The organism is Variovorax sp. HW608 (genome assembly GCF_900090195.1).
GTDB lineage: Bacteria > Pseudomonadota > Gammaproteobacteria > Burkholderiales > Burkholderiaceae_C > Variovorax.
On record NZ_LT607803.1, the window covers coordinates 528,760 to 548,822 of the forward strand.

18 protein-coding genes and 3 pseudogenes are annotated in these 20,063 nt (G+C 63.0%); 10 read left to right on the forward strand and 11 right to left on the reverse strand.

Annotation, left to right across the window (positions count from 1 at the left end):
- Positions 1-54 precede the first annotated feature (54 nt).
- Positions 55-984, forward strand: a complete 930-nt coding sequence (locus tag VAR608DRAFT_RS02350; protein WP_088952608.1) for a 3-keto-5-aminohexanoate cleavage protein — start codon at positions 55-57, stop codon at positions 982-984.
- Positions 985-993: 9 nt separating this feature from the next.
- On the opposite strand, the gene VAR608DRAFT_RS02355 is transcribed toward VAR608DRAFT_RS02350, so the two are convergent.
- The gene (locus VAR608DRAFT_RS02355; protein WP_172843792.1) at positions 994-2,250 is read right to left on the reverse strand and encodes an acetyl-CoA hydrolase/transferase family protein; all 1,257 of its coding nucleotides are present in this window, start codon (positions 2,248-2,250) and stop codon (positions 994-996) included.
- Between the two features lie 67 nt (positions 2,251-2,317).
- On the opposite strand from VAR608DRAFT_RS02355, the gene VAR608DRAFT_RS02360 reads away from it, so the two are divergent.
- Positions 2,318-3,898 carry an AMP-binding protein gene (locus tag VAR608DRAFT_RS02360; protein WP_088952610.1) on the forward strand — a complete coding sequence of 527 codons (1,581 nt, stop codon included), beginning with the start codon at positions 2,318-2,320 and terminating at the stop codon, positions 3,896-3,898.
- A gap of 5 nt (positions 3,899-3,903) precedes the next feature.
- On the opposite strand, the pseudogene VAR608DRAFT_RS02365 reads toward VAR608DRAFT_RS02360, so the two are convergent.
- Positions 3,904-4,272, reverse strand: a pseudogene (locus VAR608DRAFT_RS02365) (transposase); the annotation flags it as partial.
- Between VAR608DRAFT_RS02365 and VAR608DRAFT_RS02370 the strand changes: the two are divergent.
- From VAR608DRAFT_RS02370 to VAR608DRAFT_RS02390, 5 genes and pseudogenes are all read left to right on the forward strand, one after another.
- A pseudogene (locus VAR608DRAFT_RS02370) lies at positions 4,271-4,564 on the forward strand (IS630 family transposase); the annotation flags it as partial. The pseudogenes VAR608DRAFT_RS02365 and VAR608DRAFT_RS02370 sit on opposite strands and share 2 nt — an antisense overlap.
- Positions 4,565-4,893: 329 nt before the next feature.
- Complete coding sequence (locus VAR608DRAFT_RS38425; protein WP_443082970.1) at positions 4,894-5,883, forward strand: helix-turn-helix domain-containing protein; 990 nt, start codon at positions 4,894-4,896, stop codon at positions 5,881-5,883.
- Positions 5,884-6,137: 254 nt separating this feature from the next.
- Entirely contained in the window at positions 6,138-7,112 is a 975-nt protein-coding gene (locus tag VAR608DRAFT_RS02380) for an IS5 family transposase (RefSeq protein ID WP_088952612.1), read from the forward strand.
- 186 nt (positions 7,113-7,298) lie between these two features.
- Entirely contained in the window at positions 7,299-8,609 is a 1,311-nt protein-coding gene (locus VAR608DRAFT_RS02385; protein ID WP_088952613.1) for a porin, read from the forward strand.
- 147 nt (positions 8,610-8,756) lie between these two features.
- Positions 8,757-9,059, forward strand: a complete 303-nt coding sequence (locus VAR608DRAFT_RS02390; protein ID WP_157730569.1) for a LysR family transcriptional regulator — start codon at positions 8,757-8,759, stop codon at positions 9,057-9,059.
- Between the two features lie 13 nt (positions 9,060-9,072).
- Here the strand turns inward: VAR608DRAFT_RS02390 and VAR608DRAFT_RS36680 are convergent, their stop codons facing one another.
- The gene (locus VAR608DRAFT_RS36680) at positions 9,073-9,234 is read right to left on the reverse strand and encodes a hypothetical protein (RefSeq protein ID WP_157730570.1); all 162 of its coding nucleotides are present in this window, start codon (positions 9,232-9,234) and stop codon (positions 9,073-9,075) included.
- Between the two features lie 204 nt (positions 9,235-9,438).
- On the opposite strand from VAR608DRAFT_RS36680, the pseudogene VAR608DRAFT_RS02395 reads away from it, so the two are divergent.
- A pseudogene (locus tag VAR608DRAFT_RS02395) lies at positions 9,439-10,010 on the forward strand (MBL fold metallo-hydrolase); the annotation flags it as partial.
- 66 nt (positions 10,011-10,076) lie between these two features.
- On the opposite strand, the gene VAR608DRAFT_RS02400 reads toward VAR608DRAFT_RS02395, so the two are convergent.
- From VAR608DRAFT_RS02400 to VAR608DRAFT_RS02410, 3 genes are all read right to left on the reverse strand, one after another.
- Positions 10,077-10,427: an acyl-CoA dehydrogenase family protein gene (locus VAR608DRAFT_RS02400; RefSeq protein WP_443082911.1), complete on the reverse strand. Its 351-nt coding sequence runs from the start codon at positions 10,425-10,427 to the stop codon at positions 10,077-10,079.
- A gap of 209 nt (positions 10,428-10,636) precedes the next feature.
- Positions 10,637-11,572, reverse strand: a complete 936-nt coding sequence (locus VAR608DRAFT_RS02405; RefSeq protein ID WP_088952616.1) for an electron transfer flavoprotein subunit alpha/FixB family protein — start codon at positions 11,570-11,572, stop codon at positions 10,637-10,639.
- Between the two features lie 11 nt (positions 11,573-11,583).
- Positions 11,584-12,333: an electron transfer flavoprotein subunit beta/FixA family protein gene (locus tag VAR608DRAFT_RS02410; RefSeq protein ID WP_088952617.1), complete on the reverse strand. Its 750-nt coding sequence runs from the start codon at positions 12,331-12,333 to the stop codon at positions 11,584-11,586.
- A gap of 261 nt (positions 12,334-12,594) precedes the next feature.
- Between VAR608DRAFT_RS02410 and VAR608DRAFT_RS02415 the strand changes: the two genes are divergently transcribed.
- Positions 12,595-13,107, forward strand: coding sequence for a MarR family winged helix-turn-helix transcriptional regulator (locus VAR608DRAFT_RS02415; RefSeq protein ID WP_088952618.1), 513 nt, complete (start codon positions 12,595-12,597; stop codon positions 13,105-13,107).
- Between the two features lie 261 nt (positions 13,108-13,368).
- Here the strand turns inward: VAR608DRAFT_RS02415 and VAR608DRAFT_RS36685 are convergent, their stop codons facing one another.
- From VAR608DRAFT_RS36685 to VAR608DRAFT_RS02435, 5 genes are read right to left on the reverse strand one after another with little or no spacing between them, the layout of a single operon-like run.
- A complete protein-coding gene (locus VAR608DRAFT_RS36685; RefSeq protein WP_157730571.1) occupies positions 13,369-13,518 on the reverse strand; it encodes a hypothetical protein in 150 nt (49 codons plus the stop codon).
- A 16-nt stretch (positions 13,519-13,534) separates the two neighbouring features.
- Positions 13,535-14,527, reverse strand: a complete 993-nt coding sequence (gene meaB, locus VAR608DRAFT_RS02420) for a methylmalonyl Co-A mutase-associated GTPase MeaB (RefSeq protein ID WP_197700455.1) — start codon at positions 14,525-14,527, stop codon at positions 13,535-13,537.
- Positions 14,524-14,943: a cobalamin B12-binding domain-containing protein gene (locus VAR608DRAFT_RS02425; RefSeq protein WP_088952620.1), complete on the reverse strand. Its 420-nt coding sequence runs from the start codon at positions 14,941-14,943 to the stop codon at positions 14,524-14,526. The genes meaB and VAR608DRAFT_RS02425 overlap by 4 nt, the downstream gene beginning before the upstream one ends.
- Positions 14,944-14,946: 3 nt before the next feature.
- Positions 14,947-16,629, reverse strand: coding sequence for a methylmalonyl-CoA mutase family protein (locus tag VAR608DRAFT_RS02430; protein WP_231973151.1), 1,683 nt, complete (start codon positions 16,627-16,629; stop codon positions 14,947-14,949).
- A complete protein-coding gene (locus VAR608DRAFT_RS02435; protein ID WP_088952621.1) occupies positions 16,626-18,248 on the reverse strand; it encodes a class I adenylate-forming enzyme family protein in 1,623 nt (540 codons plus the stop codon). The genes VAR608DRAFT_RS02430 and VAR608DRAFT_RS02435 overlap by 4 nt, the downstream gene beginning before the upstream one ends.
- 759 nt (positions 18,249-19,007) lie before the next feature.
- On the opposite strand from VAR608DRAFT_RS02435, the gene VAR608DRAFT_RS37755 reads away from it, so the two are divergent.
- Positions 19,008-19,787, forward strand: coding sequence for a MarR family winged helix-turn-helix transcriptional regulator (locus VAR608DRAFT_RS37755; protein ID WP_231973153.1), 780 nt, complete (start codon positions 19,008-19,010; stop codon positions 19,785-19,787).
- Positions 19,788-20,063 lie beyond the last annotated feature (276 nt).

Consider the following 20,063-nt stretch of genomic DNA (forward strand, 5'->3'; position numbering starts at 1 on the left):
CCCGCGTCGCAACAGCGGCGCGCTTTCCACCCCTGAAAGATTGAGAAGTACCTCGTGTCCCGCCAGAAAGTCATCATCAGTTGCGCCGTGACCGGCGCCATCCACACGCCCTCCATGTCGCCGTACCTGCCGGTGACGCCGGAGGAGATCGCCAGGTCGTCCATCGAGGCGGCCGAAGCCGGTGCGGCGATCATTCACCTGCACGCGCGCAACCCGCAGACCGGCAAGCCCGACCAGACACCGGAGGCATTTCGCCCGTTCCTGGAAAAGATCAAGGCCGCCTCCGATGCCGTGGTCAACCTGACCACCGGCGGCTCGCCCTACATGCCGGTACAGGAGCGCATTCAGCCTGCCCTGGTACTCAAGCCGGAGGTGGCCTCGATGAACATGGGGACCATGGGCTTCGGGCTCTTTCCGATGCTGGAGCGATACAAGAGCTTCAAGCACGATTGGGAGCGCCCTTACCTCGAAGGCAGCAAGGACCTGATCTTCCGCAACACCTACGGCGATATCGAGACGGCGCTCAAGGAACTGGCGCCGAGCGAGACGCGCTATGAGTTCGAGTGCTATGACACGTCCCATCTGTACAACCTGGCGCACTTCGTGGACCGCGGCCTGGTCAAGGCGCCGTTCTTCGTGCAGACGGTTTTCGGCATCCTGGGCGGTATCGGCGCCCATCCCGAAGATGTGATGCACATGCGGCGCACGGCCAATCGTCTTTTCGGGAAGGACTACCACTGGTCGGTGCTGGGGGCAGGGCGCAACCAAATGCCCGTGGCGGCGATGGCGGCGTCCATGGGAGGCCATGTGCGCGTGGGCCTCGAAGACAGCCTGTGGATCGGCGCAGGACAGCTGGCCCAGTCCAACGCAGACCAGGTCCGCCGGGTGCGCGAGATCATCGAGGGCCTCGGCCTCGAGGTGGCCACGCCTGCAGAGGCCCGGCAACTGCTTGGCCTCAAGGGCGTGGACAAGGTCGCGTTCTAGGCTGCGCGCCTACATCGCGCGAGCCAAAGCGCGCCAGGCGTCACTCAGCGCAGCCTGGTGTGTAGGATCGGCCAGCGCGATCAGGGCTTCCGCGCGCTGATGGACCGAAAGGCCGCGCAAGTGTGCCACACCATGTTCTGTAATGACCACATCGGCCAGGTGGCGGGGGATGGTGCACAGGGCGCGCGAGTTCAGCACGGGGACGATGCGCGAGACAGTACCCCGCCGCGCGATGGAAGGCAGGCAGACCACGAATCGGCCGCCCCGTGACAGGTTGGCGCCCAGCGCGAAGGCTGGTAGCCCTCCAGCGCCGGCCTGGATGACGCCGTCGGCCCGTTCGGCATTGATCTGGCCGAACAAGTCCACTTCCACCGCGCTGTTCACCGCGACGAAGCGTTCTCGGGCGGCGATGACGTGCGGGGCGTGCGTCTGACGCACGTCCGTGAGCCAGAGTCCGTCGAGCGAACATGCGAAATCGTGGAATGCCTCGTCGCCGAGCACTGTGCCGGTGACGATGGGCGCGTCAGCCGCCAATGCCCCTTTTTCCCAAAGTGTGCGCGCGGCCGGGCCCAGCATGCCGCTGTGGATCTTCAGGCCCCGATGTGACGACAAGGCCGTTGCAGCGGCCATGGGTACCCCGCCGATGCCGAACTGAAGCGTGTCGCCATCACGCACCACATCAGTCAGGTGCGCCCCGATCGCGGCCTCCACTCGGCCCGCGGGTCTCTCGTGGAGTTCGAGAACAGGCGTGGCCGCCTCGACCCATCCGTCGAGTTCATTCATGTGCACCCGGAAGCTGCCCCTGGTGCGCGGCATGCGGGGGTTCAGGTGAGCCACGCGCCTCCTCGCGCGCGGCCAGACCAGCGGCAGGAAGTCGCTGCACAGGCCCGCGCTGCACCAACCATCACGGTCCGGCAGGGAGAGCTGCGCGATCGCGACGTCCACCGGCTCACAGCGTTGCAGATGCTGCGCGAGCGCCAGATAGTCCATGGGCATCAACTCCGCTCGCCCCTCCTGCAGTCCTTTTCGCAACCAGGGCGTCATGAAGAAGCCGGTCTGCCTGGCTTCGGGATGCACCCCGAGGTAGTCGATGGTGTCGATCCCGGGAAACTGAAGGCCCAGGAAAGTAACTCCCGCAGCGCGAGTCGGATCGCTGATCAGCTCATCGCGCAGCAGGGCAGATTCGCTGCTCAAGCCGCTGACCCAGACGCGGTGGCCCGTCGTCAGAAAGTCTGTGAGGCGCTTCGTTGATGCATTGAATGACAATCTCATATCTATATGGTATGTTAGCAGACCAATAAATCATCAACACATTGAGAAAGGCGGCATCTGCATGGCTCGCTTGCAGCACTGGGCATCCGTTCAGCCAGACAAGATCGCGGTCCAGATGGCCGATGGTCTCGCGCTGAGCTACAGGCAATTGCATGAGAAGGCCGAGGGAGTCGCCCGCTGGCTGGTGTCGCTCGGTCTCCCCGAGGGTGCTTGCATCGGCATCCTAATGGAGAACCGGCTCGAAACCTTCGAGCTGTGGTGGGGCGCGCGGCGCGCCGGCCTGTACTACGTCCCGATCAGCACGCATCTGAAAGCGGCCGAAGTCGCCCACCTGCTGCGCGACAGCGGCACAAGCGTGCTCGTGACGAGTTCTGCCAACGCGGCCACCGCGGCGGCAGCGACAGCCTTGCTGGACTCTTCCGCGCCTGTGCGGCGCATCGCACTTGATGGTGATGTGTCGGAGTTCGAGCACTATGCGAGCTCAGTCGGCGCGGATCTGCCCGACTGCACCCTGCAGGGGCGCAGCGTGGGGCGGGAGTTCATGTATTCGTCCGGCACGACCGGTCTGCCCAAAGGCATCAAGCGCGCACTGGTCCCCTATGAGCGGAGACTGGAACTGCCCGAGTTGGAAAAACAGTTGCGGCGGATGTTCCAGATCGATGCCGAAACCGTGTATCTCCACCCGTCTCCGCTCTACCACGCGACGGGCCGCTTCGTGGTCCGGGTCATCGAAACGGGAGGCAGCTGCGTCGTTCTGCCCAGCTTCAATGCGCAGGCCACGCTCGCCGCCATCGAGCGCCATCGGGTTACGCATGGCCACTGGGTGCCAACGATGTTCGTCCGCTTGTTGGCGCTGCCTCAATCGGTGCGCGAAGGCTATGACCTGTCGAGCCTGCGCGTGACACTCCATGCGGCTGCGCCCTGCGCGTTGCATGTCAAGCAGGCCATGATCGAGTGGTGGGGCCCGATCGTGCACGAATACTACGGGGGCTCTGAAAACGTGGGCGTCACCTACATCGAAGCGGTGGACTGGCTGAGCCATCGCGGATCGGTGGGCCGTCCGATCACCGGGCAGGTCCACATCACGGCGGAAGATGATCCCTTGCGCGAACTGCCTGCTGGAGAGATCGGCACGATCTATTTCAGCGGCGGCCTGAACTTCGAGTACCACGGCGATTCGGCCAAGGCGCTGAGCGCATTCAACGACAAGGGCTGGGGCACCTATGGTGACCTGGGGCACGTGGACAGCGAAGGCTATCTCTACATTTCGGATCGCCGAACGGACCTGATCATCTCAGGTGGCGTGAATATTTATCCCCGAGAGGTAGAGGCCGTATTGCTCGATCACGAAATTGTGGGTGACGTGGCTGTGATCGGGGTGCCGAACAGCGAATACGGCCAGGAAGTCAAGGCCGTCGTGGAACTCAAGGCTGGCAAGCACGCGACCGAGGTGCTGGGCGCCCAACTGATCGATTGGTGCACCGGCCGTCTTTCGCGCATCAAATGCCCGAGATCGGTGGATTTTGTGGATGCGTTACCACGCAACGAGAACGGAAAGTTGCTCAAGCGGGTACTGCGCGAGCAGTATGCCGACCGCGCTGTAGGCGACCCCCACCAAGAGTCAAAGGCCCTTGCTTCATAGAGCGGCTAACAAAACGGCGCCAGGGTTCTCAAGCAGATGACGCAGCAAGCCAGAGAAAGCAAGCCGATATGATTGTCGATGCGACGCTCAAAGCGAGTACGCAGCTTGCCGAATGCGGCCAGCCACGAGTGCGTGCGCTCGACCACCCAGCGGTGGTGTCCGAGCCAATCATTGCGTTCGATGCCCTTGCGTGCGATGCGATTCATGATGCCCCGGCGCCCGAGGTGTGCACGGCATCGCGTGTAGTCGTAACCCTTGTCCGCATGCAGTTTCCCGGGCCAGCGACGCGGTCTTCCCCGCAGGCCGCCCACCGCTGGCAGGGCATCAACCAGCTCATCGAAGACCACCGAATCGTGTCGATTGGCGCCAGTGACACAGAAGCACCCCGAGGTGCAGGCGTGGCTGGCCAAGCACCCGCGCTTCGTCATGCACTTCACCCCCACCAGCGCATCGTGGCTCAACATGGTCGAGCGCTTCTTCCGCGGCATCTCGGAGAACCGCGTTCGGCGCGACGGCTTCACCAGCGTGCCCGAGCTGGAACTGGCCATCGATCTGTACGTGGCCCAGCACAACGCCAACCCCAAACCCTTCATCTGGACCGCCCGCGCGACCGACATCCTGGCCAAGGTCACGCGAGCAAGGGCAGCACTCGCGCGGGCCAAATGATAAGTACATATTTGAGTGGCGCACTACTCTAGCCAAGAGCGCAGTACATTCAGCAATGAAGACCATCCCATGATCCCGACCACGGAAATGGTTGGATGCCATCCTCACTCGCGAACGTCGGGTGCTGCTTTTCTTCGAAGGCTTCAGGGTCACCTTCTTCGAACCCAGCGACGGCGCCACGCTTTGTCCGCAGAAAATCGCAAACGTGGTGCGAGCCGCGCTCTCCGATTTCCCAAGGGCAGTCTCACAATCACCGGAACTTTTTAGCAATGGCTGTCCAGCACGAGCCAGTCATCCCATTTGCGCATCCGGTCTACGTCCGGCGTGTCATGGACTGCTTGAATAGTCTCGGGGTGCGACCATCTGCCGCGCTTTCGAACGCAGGCTTGACTTGGCAGGACCTTTTCGACAGTCGGCGCATGGTTGGCTTCTCGATATTCCGTAGATTCGTTGCATACGGGATCCAGTCGACTGGTGAACCCGCACTGGGCTTGATGGCTGGGTCGATGCTCCAGCCATATCACACGCCTGTCGGAATCGGGGCAGTGACAGGAAAAACGCTGGGTCAAGGACTCGAATTCTTGAGCCAGCACGCCAGCCTGATATTCGGGAGTTTTCGGTTCCGGTTAGAAAACGGATCTCGGTGGAGCACTCTCGAAGTAAAGCCTTTGCGCCACTTGTGTGAGACACACATCTTTGTCATACAGTCCATCGTCGGGTCGCATTGTCGGCTTCTGGAGGCGATGCTCGGGCGCCCTGCGGACGAACTCGTCGTAGGACTCCCTTACCCTCGCCCCCCTGGCGATGGTGGGCACTGTTTGCGATACGTCCGGAAGGTGGAGTTTGACGGGGACTGCCTGAGACTTCAAATGCCCGTGGAACTGCTACGGCTGCCTTGCGCTTCCGAGGATGCGGAGGTCTTTGCTGAGGCCTCGAAGGTCTGTGAAAGAGTGGACGCGGAGTTGCAAGACGGTGCATTTGTCCAACGTGTTCGGCGCTTTCTCCTCCAGCGGCTGGTGAGCAATCCGGGCGCGAGCGAACTGGCCTCGGATCTGGGAATCTCAGCTCGGACGCTGGTGAGAAGGCTTGCAGAGGCTGGAGTTTCGTACGCCGACATCAAGGAAGACCTGCGAAAGACCCACGCAACCTGGTATCTCCAACACACCGAGTTGTCGATCGAGGAAATAGCTTCGCAACTCGGGTATTCAGATCCACACAACTTCGGGCGCAAGTTCAAACATTGGTACCGAGTGGCTCCGAGCAAGATGCGCCGGTCTCTGAGAATGGAACTCCACGATTGCCCTCCGACTGCCTTGTAGTTGTTGCACAACGGGGGCCTTTTCCTGTGGCGTGAATCTACACAGTTATGGACTGACTTTGCTCAAGTCACTCTGTCTCTAACAGATTGAGCTGATGGAATGATGACAACTTCCTACGAGGGGAGTTGGCCCAGGTCTAGTGGGTGCACAGAAGTGCCAGTCACGGTGGGCCCTTCGCACCGGAGCCCTATGTTTAAGGCAACGCTGAAAAAGTCCACGTCCTCCGCGATCCTCCAATGTGCGTTGACTTCCCTATGAAGCAGCAGACTCTGGCCGTGGCGGCCGATCAGAACACGCAGTACGAGCAGTACCGCAGGCCGACGCGGCGCGATGCGTTCCTGGCGACCATGGAGCAGATCGTGCCGTGGTCGCATTTGTGCGAAGTCATCGAGCCTCACTATCCGAAGGCCGGCAACGGTCGTCCGCCCGTGGGTCTGGAGCGCATGCTGCGCATGTACTTCGTGCAACAGTGGTTCAACCTGGCCGACGCCGCGTGTGAGGACGCGTTGCTCGACAGTACGGCGCTGAGGCGGTTCGTCGGCATCGACCTGGGCCGCGAGCGTGTGCCGGACGCCACCACGCTGTTGAAGTTTCGTCGCCTGCTGGAGAAGAACAAGTTGGGTGAGGCCTTGTTCGCGAAGGTTGGCGAGGTACTTCGGGCCCGAGGACTGAAGGTGGGCGTAGGCACGATCGTGGACGCCACGATCATTGGCGCGCCCAGTTCCACCAAGAACAAGGACGGCAAGCGCGACCCGGAGATGCACCAGACGCGCAAGGGTCGGCAGTATTTCTTCGGCATGAAATTGCACATCGGCGTGGACAGCCAGACCGGCTTGGCGCACAGCGCTGTGGTCACGGCGGCCAATGTGCACGACAAGCACCCGCTGCCCGATCTGCTGCACGGCCACGAGCAGCGGGTCTGGGGCGACAGCGCCTACTCCTCGCAGCAGGCGTTGATCCGCTCGAAGGCACCGCACGCGGCCGACTGGACCAACCAGAAAGTGCGCAAGGGCAGTGCGACCGAGGACCTCGAACGCTTGGTCAACCGAATCAAGTCCAAGGTACGGGCTCGGGTCGAACATGTCTTTGCGGTGATCAAGCGGCTGTGGCGATTCGAAAAGGTTCGCTACCGCGGTTTGGCCAAAAACGCCACGCGATCCTTCGTCGCGCTGGGGCTGGCCAACATCTATCTCGCGCGCGGGGTACTGTATGAAAACGTCCGCCCATGAGGGCTGCAATGCGAGCCAATGGCTCGCCGCGCGGCCTGCAACCGGTCACCATGCGAAGCAATGTGCTCGGAACTCGCCTTGCCGCGCAGAAATTGGACGTCAATTCACGCTCGCGAACGAAGCGACTACTGGATGGGGAAGTCCAGGATCTTGTTCAGCGTTGCCTTAACCTTGGAGAAACCTGCAATGAAAAAATCTCTAGTTTCCCTTGCTGCTCTGGCTGTCGCCGGCGTTGCTTCGGCCCAGTCGTCCGTGACGCTGTTCGGCGTGGTCGACGCTACCGTCGAAGGCTATTCGAACAAGTCGGAAAACATCTACGGTCAAAGCGTCAAGGGCACGAAGAACACGCTGACGAGCTCGGGCTACAACAGCAGCCGTCTGGGCTTCCGTGGCACGGAAGACCTCGGTGGCGGTCTGGCTGCCAGCTTCTGGCTCGAAGCCGGCATCGGCAACGAAGCCGGCACCACCGGTGGCAACGTCTCGAATACGGGCGGGGTGACTGGCCTCTTCAACCGTCGTTCGACCGTGAGCCTCTCCGGCGCATTCGGTGAAGTCCGCCTCGGCCGAGACTATGTCCCGACCTTCTGGAACGACACCGTGTTCGATCCGTTCGGCAGCAATGGCGTTGGTGCCAGCCTGATCTTGACGGCCAACGGCTTCGGTCCTGGCTCGCCAACGGGCTTTACCGCGAACAACATGTATGTTCGCGCCAGCAATTCGGTCGGCTACTTCCTGCCCCCGAACCTGGGCGGCTTCTACGGCCAGGTCATGTACGCCTTCAACGGCGCAACGAAGTATGACAACTCGGCTCTGACGCCTGACATTGCCAACACCCAGCGCGCTGGCCGTTACATCGGTGGCCGCGGCGGCTACGCCAACGGCCCGCTGGACGTTGCTGCTGCCTACGGCGAAGCCACGATCGCGGACAACTTCTTTGCTGGCACGACCAGCGTGCTGAAGTCCTGGAACATCGGCGCTTCGTATGACTTCGGCGTCGTCAAGCTCTTCGGCGAGTACTCGCAAGCCAAGAACAGGACCGACTACTCGAACCCGCTGGCCATCACCAACGTGTTCGCGTTCACCGATCCGGGTGCCAAGGGTTGGCTCATCGGCGCAACCGTGCCGGTCGGTCCTGGCCTGATCCGCGCTTCGTACTCGGGCGTCAAGTACAGCGACCTGCCTGTCACCACCGCCCAGCTGGCTCAGATCAACCAGGTGTTCGGCCTGAAGGATCCGAAGGCTGACAAGTTCGCTCTCGGCTACGTGCACAACCTGTCGAAGCGCACCGCCCTGTACGCAACCGTTGCCTACGTGAACAACAAGGACAACTCGCTGTACTCGGCAGTCGGCTCGCCTGGCGTTGGCCTGGCAACCGCTGGTTCGTTCTACGCGGCATCGGGCACGACCGCCAACAACGCTCTGGCCCAAGCTGCGATCGGTGCAACGCACCCGACCAGCTCGCTCGGCTACGACTTGGGTATCAGGCACGCATTCTGATTTTCGTCAGCTAGCCCTGGGCTGCCCGGCTAACGCCGGGCGCCGGGCGATTCTGCATCCGTTCGAGATTTACCTGTCGGGTTCCATATCCGAGGCAGTCTGGTACCCGAGGGGTTGTCTGAGCAAATGAACGAGCCGAGACGATCAATGTCGAGCAAAACGTCGCTTATGCATCGTGCGAGTGTTGTCGACTTAAACGACTTGCGCGTGTTCGCCTATGTCGCCTCTCTATCAAGCTTCTCCCTCGCCGCGGATGCTCTCAAGATCCACAAATCAAGCGTCAGCCGCAGCGTTTTGCGACTGGAAATGGTTCTCCAGACGCCGCTAATTGAAAGAACGACTCGCAGAGTTGAATTGACGAGCCGCGGTAAGACACTGAAGCGTCATACGGTCGAAATCCTATCGCGCGTGGAAGATACCCTTGTGACGATCAAGAGTATGAGCATCTGACGGTCGCGGAAGTCTAGAGCTGCACAGGCTGGCCAAGATGGAGGTTCGCACGAGCCGCAGTGCCACGGCGTTGATCGGCCAGCACGCCCTCAATCAATGTTTTGAGCTGGTAGAGCGGCAAGCTCCTCGCGCCATCGAGGGGATTCATCAGTAGGGTGGTGCCGTGCAGGCTCACTCTCGTCTTCCTTCGGTGGCCACGTTGCCTGTGATCGCGCTGGTCGTGGGCATCGGCGTGGACTTCGCGCTCAAGCCGCTCAGCATCCAACTCGCGCGTCAGTACAGTTCACGACTGAACCAGATCGAGCGGTGGTTCGCGCTGGTCACCGAGTGCGCCATTCGGCGCAACTCGATCACCAGGGTGTGCGAACTCAAGCAGCAGATCGAATGGGGCGTGGAGCGCAGCAAGGTGAGGCAGCTCGACTGGTGGAAGTCGGTGCAGGTCTTTGGCCTTGAACTGGTCGCCACGCCCGCGCAGCATTTCTCGGGGCGCGGCATCAGCGACATCGACAAAACGCTTTGGGCGTCATGGGTGATGCTGGATGGTCCGTTGCGTGTCTTCTTCAGCGGTGACACCGGCTACTTCGACGGTTTCAAGGCCATCGGAGAAAAGTACGGCCCTTCGACATCACGCTGATGGAAAACGACGCCTACGATGCGAACTGGGCACACGTTCACATGCAGCCTGAGCAGACGCTGCAGGCCCATCTCGACCTCCGCGGCAAATGGCTGCTGCCCATCCACAACAGTACATTCGACTTGGGAAGGCACGCCTGGCAGGAGCCGCTGGAGCTCATCCGTGCACTGTCGGCCGAAAGGCAGGTTCGCCTCAGTACTCCTCGCATCGGCGAGCTCGTCGACATCGCTTCGCCGCATGCCGACGGTGCATGGTGGCGCGGTACGCGTCAGCCGCGCTTGCTGAAAAGTGCGCGATCGGTTGAGGACTATCGCTGAAGTTTTTCTGAAATTCTAGATGAGCAACTGAAAACAAGGGAGCGAGGGATGGCGAGTGGACGGCTGCTAAAAGACCTGTCGCGCGACGTCTGCCACGCGCCGAGGCCTTGCCGTCAACACGTGCCGACCAAGCTGACGGTTCCACCAAGCTTCGCAGCCACGCGCAAGGCGCCATTCATGCAGGCGGCGCGTATACAGCTGAAGGTCATACTCTTCGGTCACGCCGATCGCGCCGTGAACTGCATGAGCAATGGCGGAGAGCTGATGCGCGGCCTCACTCGCGCGGGCCTTTGCGACAGCAGAGGCCATCGGGGCTGCGCCTTGCTCCTGGCGCCAGAATGTGCCCTCGGCCGCTATGCGGGCTGCCGCCACCTCCGGTGCTCCGGATCCCTGAGCCTGACACAGAGACCGCGGCACCCACCGGTGCCGTCCTATTCAGTTCATCGACGTGTGTGCCAGAGGCCAGACTACGTGCGTAGCCCACTTTGAGCAACCACTGTTCGCACGTCGTTGAGAGGTGGATCCCGAGGTGCGTTGTCGGTAGCGCTTCTGGCTTCGCCTCGTCGATCCTACATTTCGGGCCGCTGCAGCCAGAAAACAAGTCGCGGACGTCTTGCCACTTGCGTCTACACGCTGTCTGTTACCTGCGGCACGGCCGTGAAGAGGTCGGCCACGAGGCCGTAGTCGGCCACCGAGAAGATCGGGGCTTCTTCGTCCTTGTTGATCGCCACGATCACCTTGGAGTCCTTCATGCCCGCCAGGTGCTGGATCGCGCCGGAGATGCCGGCCGCGATGTACAGCTGCGGGGCGACGATCTTACCGGTCTGGCCGACCTGGCAGTCGTTGGGGGCGTAGCCTGCGTCCACCGCTGCGCGGCTGGCACCCAGGGCGGCACCGAGCTTGTCCGCGAGCGGCGTCATGACTTCATTGAACTTCTCGGCGCTGCCGAGGGCTCTTCCGCCGCTGACGATGATCTTGGCGGCCGTGAGTTCGGGGCGGTCGCTCTTGGTGACTTCCCGGCCCACGAAGGCGCTCTTGCCGCTGTCGGCTACGCCGTCGGCGCTTTCCACTGCGGCGCTGCCGCCGGTGGCGGCTGCGGCGTCGAAGCCGGTCGTGCGAACGGTGATGACCTTGATCGCGTCGCTGCTCTGCACCGTGGCAATCGCGTTGCCCGCATAGATCGGCCGCTCGAAGGTGTCGGCGCTGTCCACCTTGGTGATGTCGCTGATCTGGGCCACGTCGAGCTTGGCCGCCACGCGAGGAGCCACGTTCTTGCCGTTGGCGGTGGCGGGGAACAGGATGTGGCTGTAGTTCTTGGCGATCGCGAGCACCTGCGCCGCGACGTTCTCGGCCAGGTTCTCGGCCAGGCTCGGGCTGTCCGCGACGATCACCTTGGCAACGCCTGCCACCTGGGCAGCCGCCTTGCCGGCTTCGGCGGCGTTCGCTCCGGCCACCAGGACATGCACATCCCCGCTCTGGCAGGCAATCCCTGCGGTCACGGTGTTCAGGGTCGCCGGCTTGAGGGTGGCGTGGTCGTGTTCGGCAATAACAAGTACGGTCATGTCTGTCTTCCTCAGATCACCTTGGCTTCGTTCTTCAGCTTGTCCACCAGCGTGGCCACATCGGGCACCTTGATGCCGGCGCCGCGCTTCGGAGGCTCTGCCACCTTCAGGGTCTTCAGGCGCGGCTTGACGTCCACGCCGAGGTCTTCGGGCTTGAAGGTATCGAGCTGCTTCTTCTTGGCCTTCATGATGTTGGGCAAGGTCACGTAGCGCGGCTCGTTCAGGCGCAGGTCGGTGGTGATGACTGCGGGCAGAGACAGCGAGAGGGTTTCCAGGCCGCCATCGACTTCGCGCGTGACGCTGAGCTTGTCGCCCGCGACCTCGACCTTCGATGCGAAGGTGCCCTGGGGCAGGTCCGCCAGGGCGGCGAGCATCTGGCCGGTCTGGTTGTTGTCGTCGTCGATGGCCTGCTTGCCGAGGATCACCAGAGACGGTTCCTCCTTGTCCACGAGGGCCTTTAGCAGCTTGGCAATGGCCAGCGGCTGGAGCTCTTCGGCAGTCTCCACGAGGATGCCGCGATCCGCGCCAATGGCCATCGCGGTGCGCAGCGTCTCCTGGCACTTGGCATCGCCGCAGGAGACGGCGATGACTTCGGTCGCCACGCCCTTTTCCTTCAGGCGCACCGCCTCTTCGACGGCGATCTCGTCGAAGGGGTTCATGCTCATCTTGACGTTGGCAATGTCCACACCGGTGCCGTCAGACTTGACGCGCACCTTCACGTTGTAGTCGACGACCCGCTTGACGGGGACCAGGATCTTCATTCTCAAGAACTCCAGATTAGGTATGCTAGCATACGATATAGTTGCGACGATTTCAAGCCTAGAGCGGGTGCGTCGAGGAGCACGGTCGGATGACGGCACATTGGCAGCCCACAAGTGGGCGTCTTGAACCGCACGCGCAGCGTCATCGACAACTGGCGCGAGGACTACAACCATCACAGGGGCCGCCCCGGCTAGCCACCGCTTCGTAGCGGCCGAGTTGCGGGGCAAGAACATCCGTTCGATCGCTGGTAGACTTTGCACATGCTCAAGAACAACCTCAAGCGGGGAGCGCCTAAGGGCGTTGACGTCAGGGGCGTGCCGCGCAGCCTCGAGTGGGAGATGCGCTTCAACTTCTTGATACATGACGTCTCGCGGCTGCGTCGCAGCGCCTTCGATCGCTCCATGAAGCCACTGGGCATCACACGATCCCAGTGGTGGGTACTGGCGTACTTGTCTCGAGAGGACGGTATGACGCAGTCACGCCTCGCTGAAGAACTTGACCTCGGCAAGGTGGCGATCGGGGGCTTGATTGACCGGCTTCAGAAGTCAGGGTTGGTACGGCGGGTTGCGGATCCCGCGGACAGGAGAATCAATCGCGTTTTCCTGGAGCCCTCGAGCAAGCGCATGATTGCCCGCTTGCGGAGCGTCGAAGCTCAACTGAACGAAGAGATTCTCGAGGGCGTCACTGAACGGGAGCTGGAAGTAGCGGCTGCAACGCTCGCAACGATCAAGCACAACCTGTTGAAGTACCTGGTGCCGCCCGACCAAGTGTGAACAACGCGGCAGGGATTCCCGTCGAGACGTGCCTCCGCAAGCGATCTCCCGGTCCGCTGACACTGCGACTATTTGATCTTCGCGCCCAATGACGCAAGCGCGCACCGTGCTGTGTCGCAGAGAGATCTGCTCTCCCCAGTTGGCCATGCCTTCGCCGACGGTCGACGAGCCTCAGCATTATTTAGTCGCCTGAGATCCGGGCCTCGCCGCTCCGCGGATCGAAACGGGCGTCATGGAACTGGCAGATGGCCTGGTGCGACGTCACCTGCCTCCGTGCAGCAGTTGGTTCAGGTGGATGCACCGGTCCACGGCCAGCAAGTCATTGCTGATGCGCACCAGCAGCACGCTTTCTTCGCTCACCTGGCGGACTAGCTTGCGCGCGGGTCCGATGTGGCCGAACCGGGCAACCACGGTCCATTTCGCTCGGTCAGGCCTGGTGTTCCCAAGCCATCGCAAGCAGACGGCGAACCGCTGTCATCGGATCACAGCGGCGTGCAACGACTTCATCAAGCAGGCATTGCAGGCCCGGTGCCTCATCGACGAGCGCGCCCCCCCTCAGTATCTCGGCCACGCGCTCCACGAGCTGTGCCCTCACCTGCGTCCGTCGGCGCTGCATCGCCTGCTCCGGATGATCCACGAGATGCGCTCGGTGCAAATCCATTGCCTGCAACACCGCGGCGACACCCTCGCCCTCAACGGCCTTCGTTTGAAGCAACCGGGGACGCCAGGCTTGCGGCGGCAAGTCCATGGCTCGGAAATCGATCGCCTCGCGCAGTACGGCGGTCGCACGGTCCGCGCCTGGGGCGTCGGCCTTGTTGACCACAAAGATGTCGCCCACCTCGAGCAGCCCGGCCTTCACGGCCTGCATCGTATCGCCGCTGAGCGGCGTCTGCAGCACTAGAACGGTGTCTGCATGGCGCAGGATGTCGATCTCGCTCTGGCCCACGCCCACGGTTTCGACCAGGATTGCATCCCAACCCATCGCATCGAGCACGATCAGCGCGTCGCCCGCGGCACGCGCCAGCCCGCCCAGACTTCCACGCGCAGCCATGCTGCGGATGAAGACGCCGGTATCGACATTGTGCTGCCCCATGCGCACTCGGTCGCCGAGAATCGCACCACCGGTAAACGGGCTGGAGGGATCGACAGCCAGCACCGCCACACGTCGCCTCCGTGCCCGCAAGTGCACGATCAATTGGTCGACCAGGCTGCTCTTGCCCGCACCCGGCGGTCCGGTGATGCCGAACACCGGCGTGCGACCGCCCTGCGCGTGCAGCGCCGCCAGCGAGGATTCGATCGCAGGGTCGCCGCGCTCGATGCGACTCAGCAGGCGTGAAGCTGCGCGAACGTCTCCGCCCGACACGGCCGCTGCGAGTGCCGGTGAGCCTGCGTCGAAATCGTGCTGGTTGGCACTCATCATGAGGGCGCGCCGGGCAGCGACTTGCTCGTCACGCGCTGCAGGAAATCGACGATGTCAGTTAGCGTCGAGCCCGGGCCGAAGATTCCTCGCACGCCCATTTCACGTAACGCCGGCTCGTCGTCCGCGTGGATCAATCCGCCCAGCATCACCGGCACATCGCCCACGCCGGCCGTGCGCATCTTCTGCATCAGGTCTCTCGTGTAGTGTAGGTAGGTCGCAGTGCTGTAGCTGAGTCCGATCAGATCGGCATCCTCGGCGATCAGCGCATTGATCACGCCTTCAGCCGTGTTGTGCTCGCCAAGGTAAATAACCTCGACCCCCCGGTCTCTTAGCAGCTGGGCCAGGGTGCGGATGCCCTTGCTGTGGACGTCGGTACCCAGCATGGCCAGGAGGCAGCGGATTGGATCTCGGGACATGGCTCAGGGACTCGGGTAGGTGAAGGGCGATTCGACGGCGCGGAACGGGTCGTAGGGAAGGCCATTGGCAACGCGCACGGTGCCCCAGACCTCGGCAACGGTGGCGTCGGCGACGAGTGCATCGACCATCGCCTGGTGCGAGTTCTCCCGCCGCTGCGCCACGCGATACAGGTCGCCTATCTTTTCGCCCAGAAGTTCCCGGTCGCGCGCCGCCTTGCGCTCGACAAAGCGCCGTAGATGGGCGTTCATGCGCGCCGGGTCGAACGAGAAGCGGCGGGGCATGGTCGCATTCTTCGGCTTGAACCTATTGACACCCACGACGATGCGCTCCTCGCGGTCGAGCTCCTGATGGTGGCGGTAGTTGTACTCGTCGAGCAGGCCCTCGATCATCCCGTCCTCGATCGCCTTGATCAGACCGATGCCCTCGATTCGTTCGAGGAGCGCCAACGCATCGACCTCCACACGGCGTGTCAGCGACTCGACGTACCAACTGCCGCCCAGTGGATCGGCGGTGCGCGCCGCGCCGATCTCGTGGGCCAAGATCTGCTGTGTGCGCGTGGCGAGTTCCCGCGCCTCCTCCGTCGGGATGCACAACGGCTCGTCGTAAGTGCAGGTCTCCACCGACTGCACGCCGCCGAGCAACGCGGCCAGCGTTTGCACGGCGGCGCGCGTGAGGTTGTTCAACGGCTGCTGGTACACCAGCGACCGCCCCGACGTGTGGCAGGCTACGCGCAGCCGCTGCGCGCGCGGGTCGGCCGAGCCGAATCGCTCCTTCATCGTCCGTGCCCACACGCGGCGCAGCGCGCGGAATTTGGCGACCTCCTCGAAAAGGTCGATGTCCGCCGTGGATACCCAGGCCATGCTCGGCGCCACCTGGTCGACGTGCACGCCTCGTGTGGCGAGGTCGTGCAGCGTCTGATTGACGATCGCCATGCCGATCGCGATCTCGCCGGCCGCAGTGGCGCCGCGCTCGCGGATGTCATAGGCCTGGGGGCAGCCTAGCGCCCATCGAGGGCTGTGACGCGCACTGTATTCGAGGCAGTCGACCGTCGTGCGGTGGCCCAGCGCGGCCGGCACGATCGCCTCGCTCCAGCCGGCCAGCCGCAGCTGCAAGTGATCTGGCATGTGCGATCCCTGCAGCTTCGAGATGTCGCGGCCCTGCCGCGTGGCCAGCGCGACGACGAGCGGGTAGATCATCATCGTCGAATGCCAGGCGACGTCGGTCTTCGTGATGTCCAGGCCCTCGAGCAAGATGCCCAGGTCATTCACCGTCGGCACCGAGCAACCCTCCTGTCCCGCGTCAGGCGACAACACCGGATGGTCGGGATCGATCGCTTCCTGGGTCAGCGTGTCCAGCACGACGTTGATCCCGGCGGTGCCCATCTCCAGTGCACGCTCGATACCTTCGCGCGTGTCTTCTGGGGCGCCGTAGCCGACGATGTTACGAAGCGTCCACATGCGACTGCGGTACATCTGCGGGTAGGCGCCGCGCGCGTACGGGTAGATTCCCGGATCGCCCAGCTCCTGCCCGTAGTTGAAATCCGGCAAGTCTTCAGGCCCATAGACGGCTTGTGTCTCGATGCCGCTCCAGGTGCGCGTGCGCGAAAGCCTGACCGAAACGTCTTCGAGGCGAGCTTCCACGTCGGCTTCGCGAGCGCCAGCGTCCTTCGGGTTGCGGTCGTTCATGCCGCCCCCCGTTCCGCCGCAAGCTGGTCGCGCAGCAAAAACTTCTGGATCTTGCCTGTGGCTGTGACGGGCAGCGCGTCGACGAACCGCCAAGTCTTGGGCACCTTGTGCCGCGCGATGCGTGCCTCGAGGAACGCCGCTAGCGCCTTGCCGTCGCAGCTGCGGGCCGGCTTGAGCACCACCGCAGCGGCCACCTGTTCGCCCCACTTCTCGTCGGGAACACCGAAGACGGCCGATTGCAGCACATCGGGGTGCGAGGCCAGAAGGTCCTCGATCTCGCGCGGATAGATGTTCTCACCGCCTCGAATGATCATGTCCTTCAGCCGTCCGGTAATCCGCAGGTAGCCGTCAGCTCGCATCACCCCGAGGTCACCCGTATGCACCCAGCCGTCCACATCGATCGCGTCTCGCGTCGTCTCCGGCATGCGGAAGTACTCCTGCATTGCGCAGCGCGTCTTTACGCAGATCTCGCCAACCTGGCCGAGCGGCGCGATGTCGCCGTCGGCCTGGAGAATCTTAACTTCGGATAGCGGCAGCGGCGCGCCCACGCTCTGCGTCAGGAGTTCGATGTCATCGCCGCGGCGCGTGAGGCACATCGCGCCGCCGGCCTCGGTCTGTCCGAACAGAACCATCGCCTCGCAGCCGAAACGCTCGTGCACCGCGTGCACCAGATTGGGAGCAACGACGGTGCCGCCCGTCACGACCACCTCCAGCGCTGTGAGGTCGGTCCGCGCGAACTGCTCGCTCTGCATGGCGGCGAGCAGCATCGTCGGCACGGCCATCGTCACGCCGACCCGATAGCGCTGCAGCGCATCGAGCATGGCGTTGGCGGTGAACTCGGGCAGCAGAACCTGCGTCCCGAGATTCGCGAAGCAGCCGAGGGTCATCGTCACGCTGCCGCCCACGTGGAACATCGGCAGCATGTTGAGCCACGTGGCCCCCTCGAGCATGCCCAGTCGTCCCGTTGTGAATCGCGCGTTGTTCACCACGCCCGCATGTCGAAGTACTGCGCCCTTGGGCTTGCCGGTGGTGCCAGACGTGAAGACGATCAACGCCGCGGCGTCGGGCGCTACTTCAGGAAGCGCGAGCGATGGGCCCCCGGAGCTCTCGATGAAGGCGTCCCACTCGTCCAGCCAGAAAATCGACTCGAGCCGCGGCAAGGAGGGGCGCAGTCCGTCGATCACTGCAACATTGTCCAGCTTGCGGTATACGCGGTCGAGGAACAGCCCGCGCGCTTCGCTCTGTTCGAGCAGGTAGTGCAGCTCGCTGCCGCGGCATGCCGGGTTGAGCGTGACCAGCACGATGCCGGCGAGTGCTGCGCCAAGATGCAGCATCAGGATCTCGCGGCTTGCTCCGCCCCACGTGCCGACGCGATCGCCGGGCGAAAATCGAGTTAGCAGTGCAGCTGCGGCTCGCTCGGCATCGGCCTGCAACTCGCGGTAGCTCCAGCGGCATTCAACACGGTCGTCAGCCAAAGCTGGCACGACCAGCGCAGTGTGATCGGGCCGCTGCTGGACGGTATCACGCAGCAGATCACCGATGGACCATGGGAGGAAGGTGGCGTCAGCTTCGGCCACCACGTAAGAGGTCCTTAGGGCAGGGGCGGATACAGTGTTCATGCGGATGCTGCTGAAAGGGCGGGGCTCACGGGAATCGGCTAATGCGGCGCGGCGTGCGCAAAACTGGCGGATCAATTGCTCGGCGGCGCGATTGCGTCGTACTCGACAGGAATCCGTCGCGCAAGCTTCTCTGCCAAGTCATTGATTCCTGAGTTAAGGCCCGATCGATGCAGGTGCGAAGCCAGGCACTGCTCTTCGATCGGGACCGGCGTCAATTGGAGGTAACTATCGGTATATAAAACATATCATATGGTATGATACTAGAAGCAGCGAAATTCGCGACCCCGGGAAAGCCCCAGTCGACATTCGCGCATACGCGACCACTTGTTGCTGGCCCGTGCCGCGACTGGTAGGCGCGCGGTCGTCCACGTCGCCTGCGGCGGCACATCGCTTGCGTACAGAGTGATCGTTTCCTCGGTTCATGTCGCCCAGGGGCGAGTCTTGCGGATGCATGTGATCTCGCAGGCACCGCCGATCATGGTCGGCTCGCTCGAATTCCGCCGTGTGTCGCGTTCCTGCTTGCACGACCCGAGGCGGCGCGCCGCTGCACAAGATTCCCCCACCCTTCGCGCCGCCACTGTTCAGGAACCCTTTTGGCGGCCGCAACGCCTTGTCGGGGCGATCGCATCTTGTGTGCAGAGCGCTGCGGCGCGAGGAGGGTGGTCATCGCAGCCCTCCTTGCCGTGTAAGCCTCTCAGATCACTGCGTCGCACGTATCGAGCGCCGGAACGATCTCCGTAGGATCGGATCGTTTATGGTATGAATGAATACAATATCGATTTCGCCCCGAGGCGCTTTGCGGCTTCAGGCGGAGCGGGCGAATCGAAGGGCAACAAGATGGTGATGGAGAGTAAGCAACTAAAAAGAACTGCGTCGCGCGGGACGAAGTATGGCGATAGGGTGGCCGCTGTTGGCAAGGCGAAGGCACCCGGTAGTCGCGGCCCCACCGAAGCGGCGAAGCCGACCTACTCTAAGGTTGCAGGAACGACGGTTTCGGAGGTTGCGGCGACGTCGCGCGTCAACCTGGCGCCGGCCGGCGTGCGGGCCGGCAAGGCGGCGAAAGTGAACGATCTGGAAAACTGGGATCAACGCCTTGGTTTCCTCATGCACGACGTCTCGCGCTTGCGCCGCAAGGTATTCGACAGTTACGTGCGGCCTCTCGGCGTGACGCGCTCGCAATGGTGGGTCTTGGCGCACTTAGCCCGTCACGACGGCATGATCCAGAGCGACCTCGCCAGAATGCTTGATCTCGGTAAAGCCGCATTGGGGGTGCTTGTGGACCGCTTGGAAGAGTCGGAATTGATCCAGCGCCGCGCCGATGAGTCCGATCGTCGGGCAAAGCGCATCTATGTCTCGGCCAAGGGCAATGCGCTGATCGCGCAAATGCGAAGTCCCAGTCATGAGATGAGTGAACGGATGCTCAAAGGCATGAGTCATGAGAATAGGAACGTGCTGGCCGAGTTGCTGACGCTGGTTCGGCACAACTTGGTCGCCATTGACTTGAGCATGGGCGAGTCGGCCGACTCGGAGGCTGGATGAACTTGCGCGCCATCGATGGTGATGGGCGCCGCTCGGGCGCTGGCGCACGTTCGGTCGTAGGCTTGAGACCTTCGGCAAGCTCGTCGACGGCGCCGCAGAAGCTCTTGGCGGCCGGCAGGTGCTGAGCTGGTCGGAGACGACCAGGTGGGCGAGGCGCCCGATCGACCGGCGAGAGCGGAACCGGGCGGATCGGCGTGCGGGGGCAGTGGACCATCGAGAGCGCGAACTGGCAGGTGTGGCAGCCGTGTGTTTCCCCTGAGGGAAACGGCAACTTGC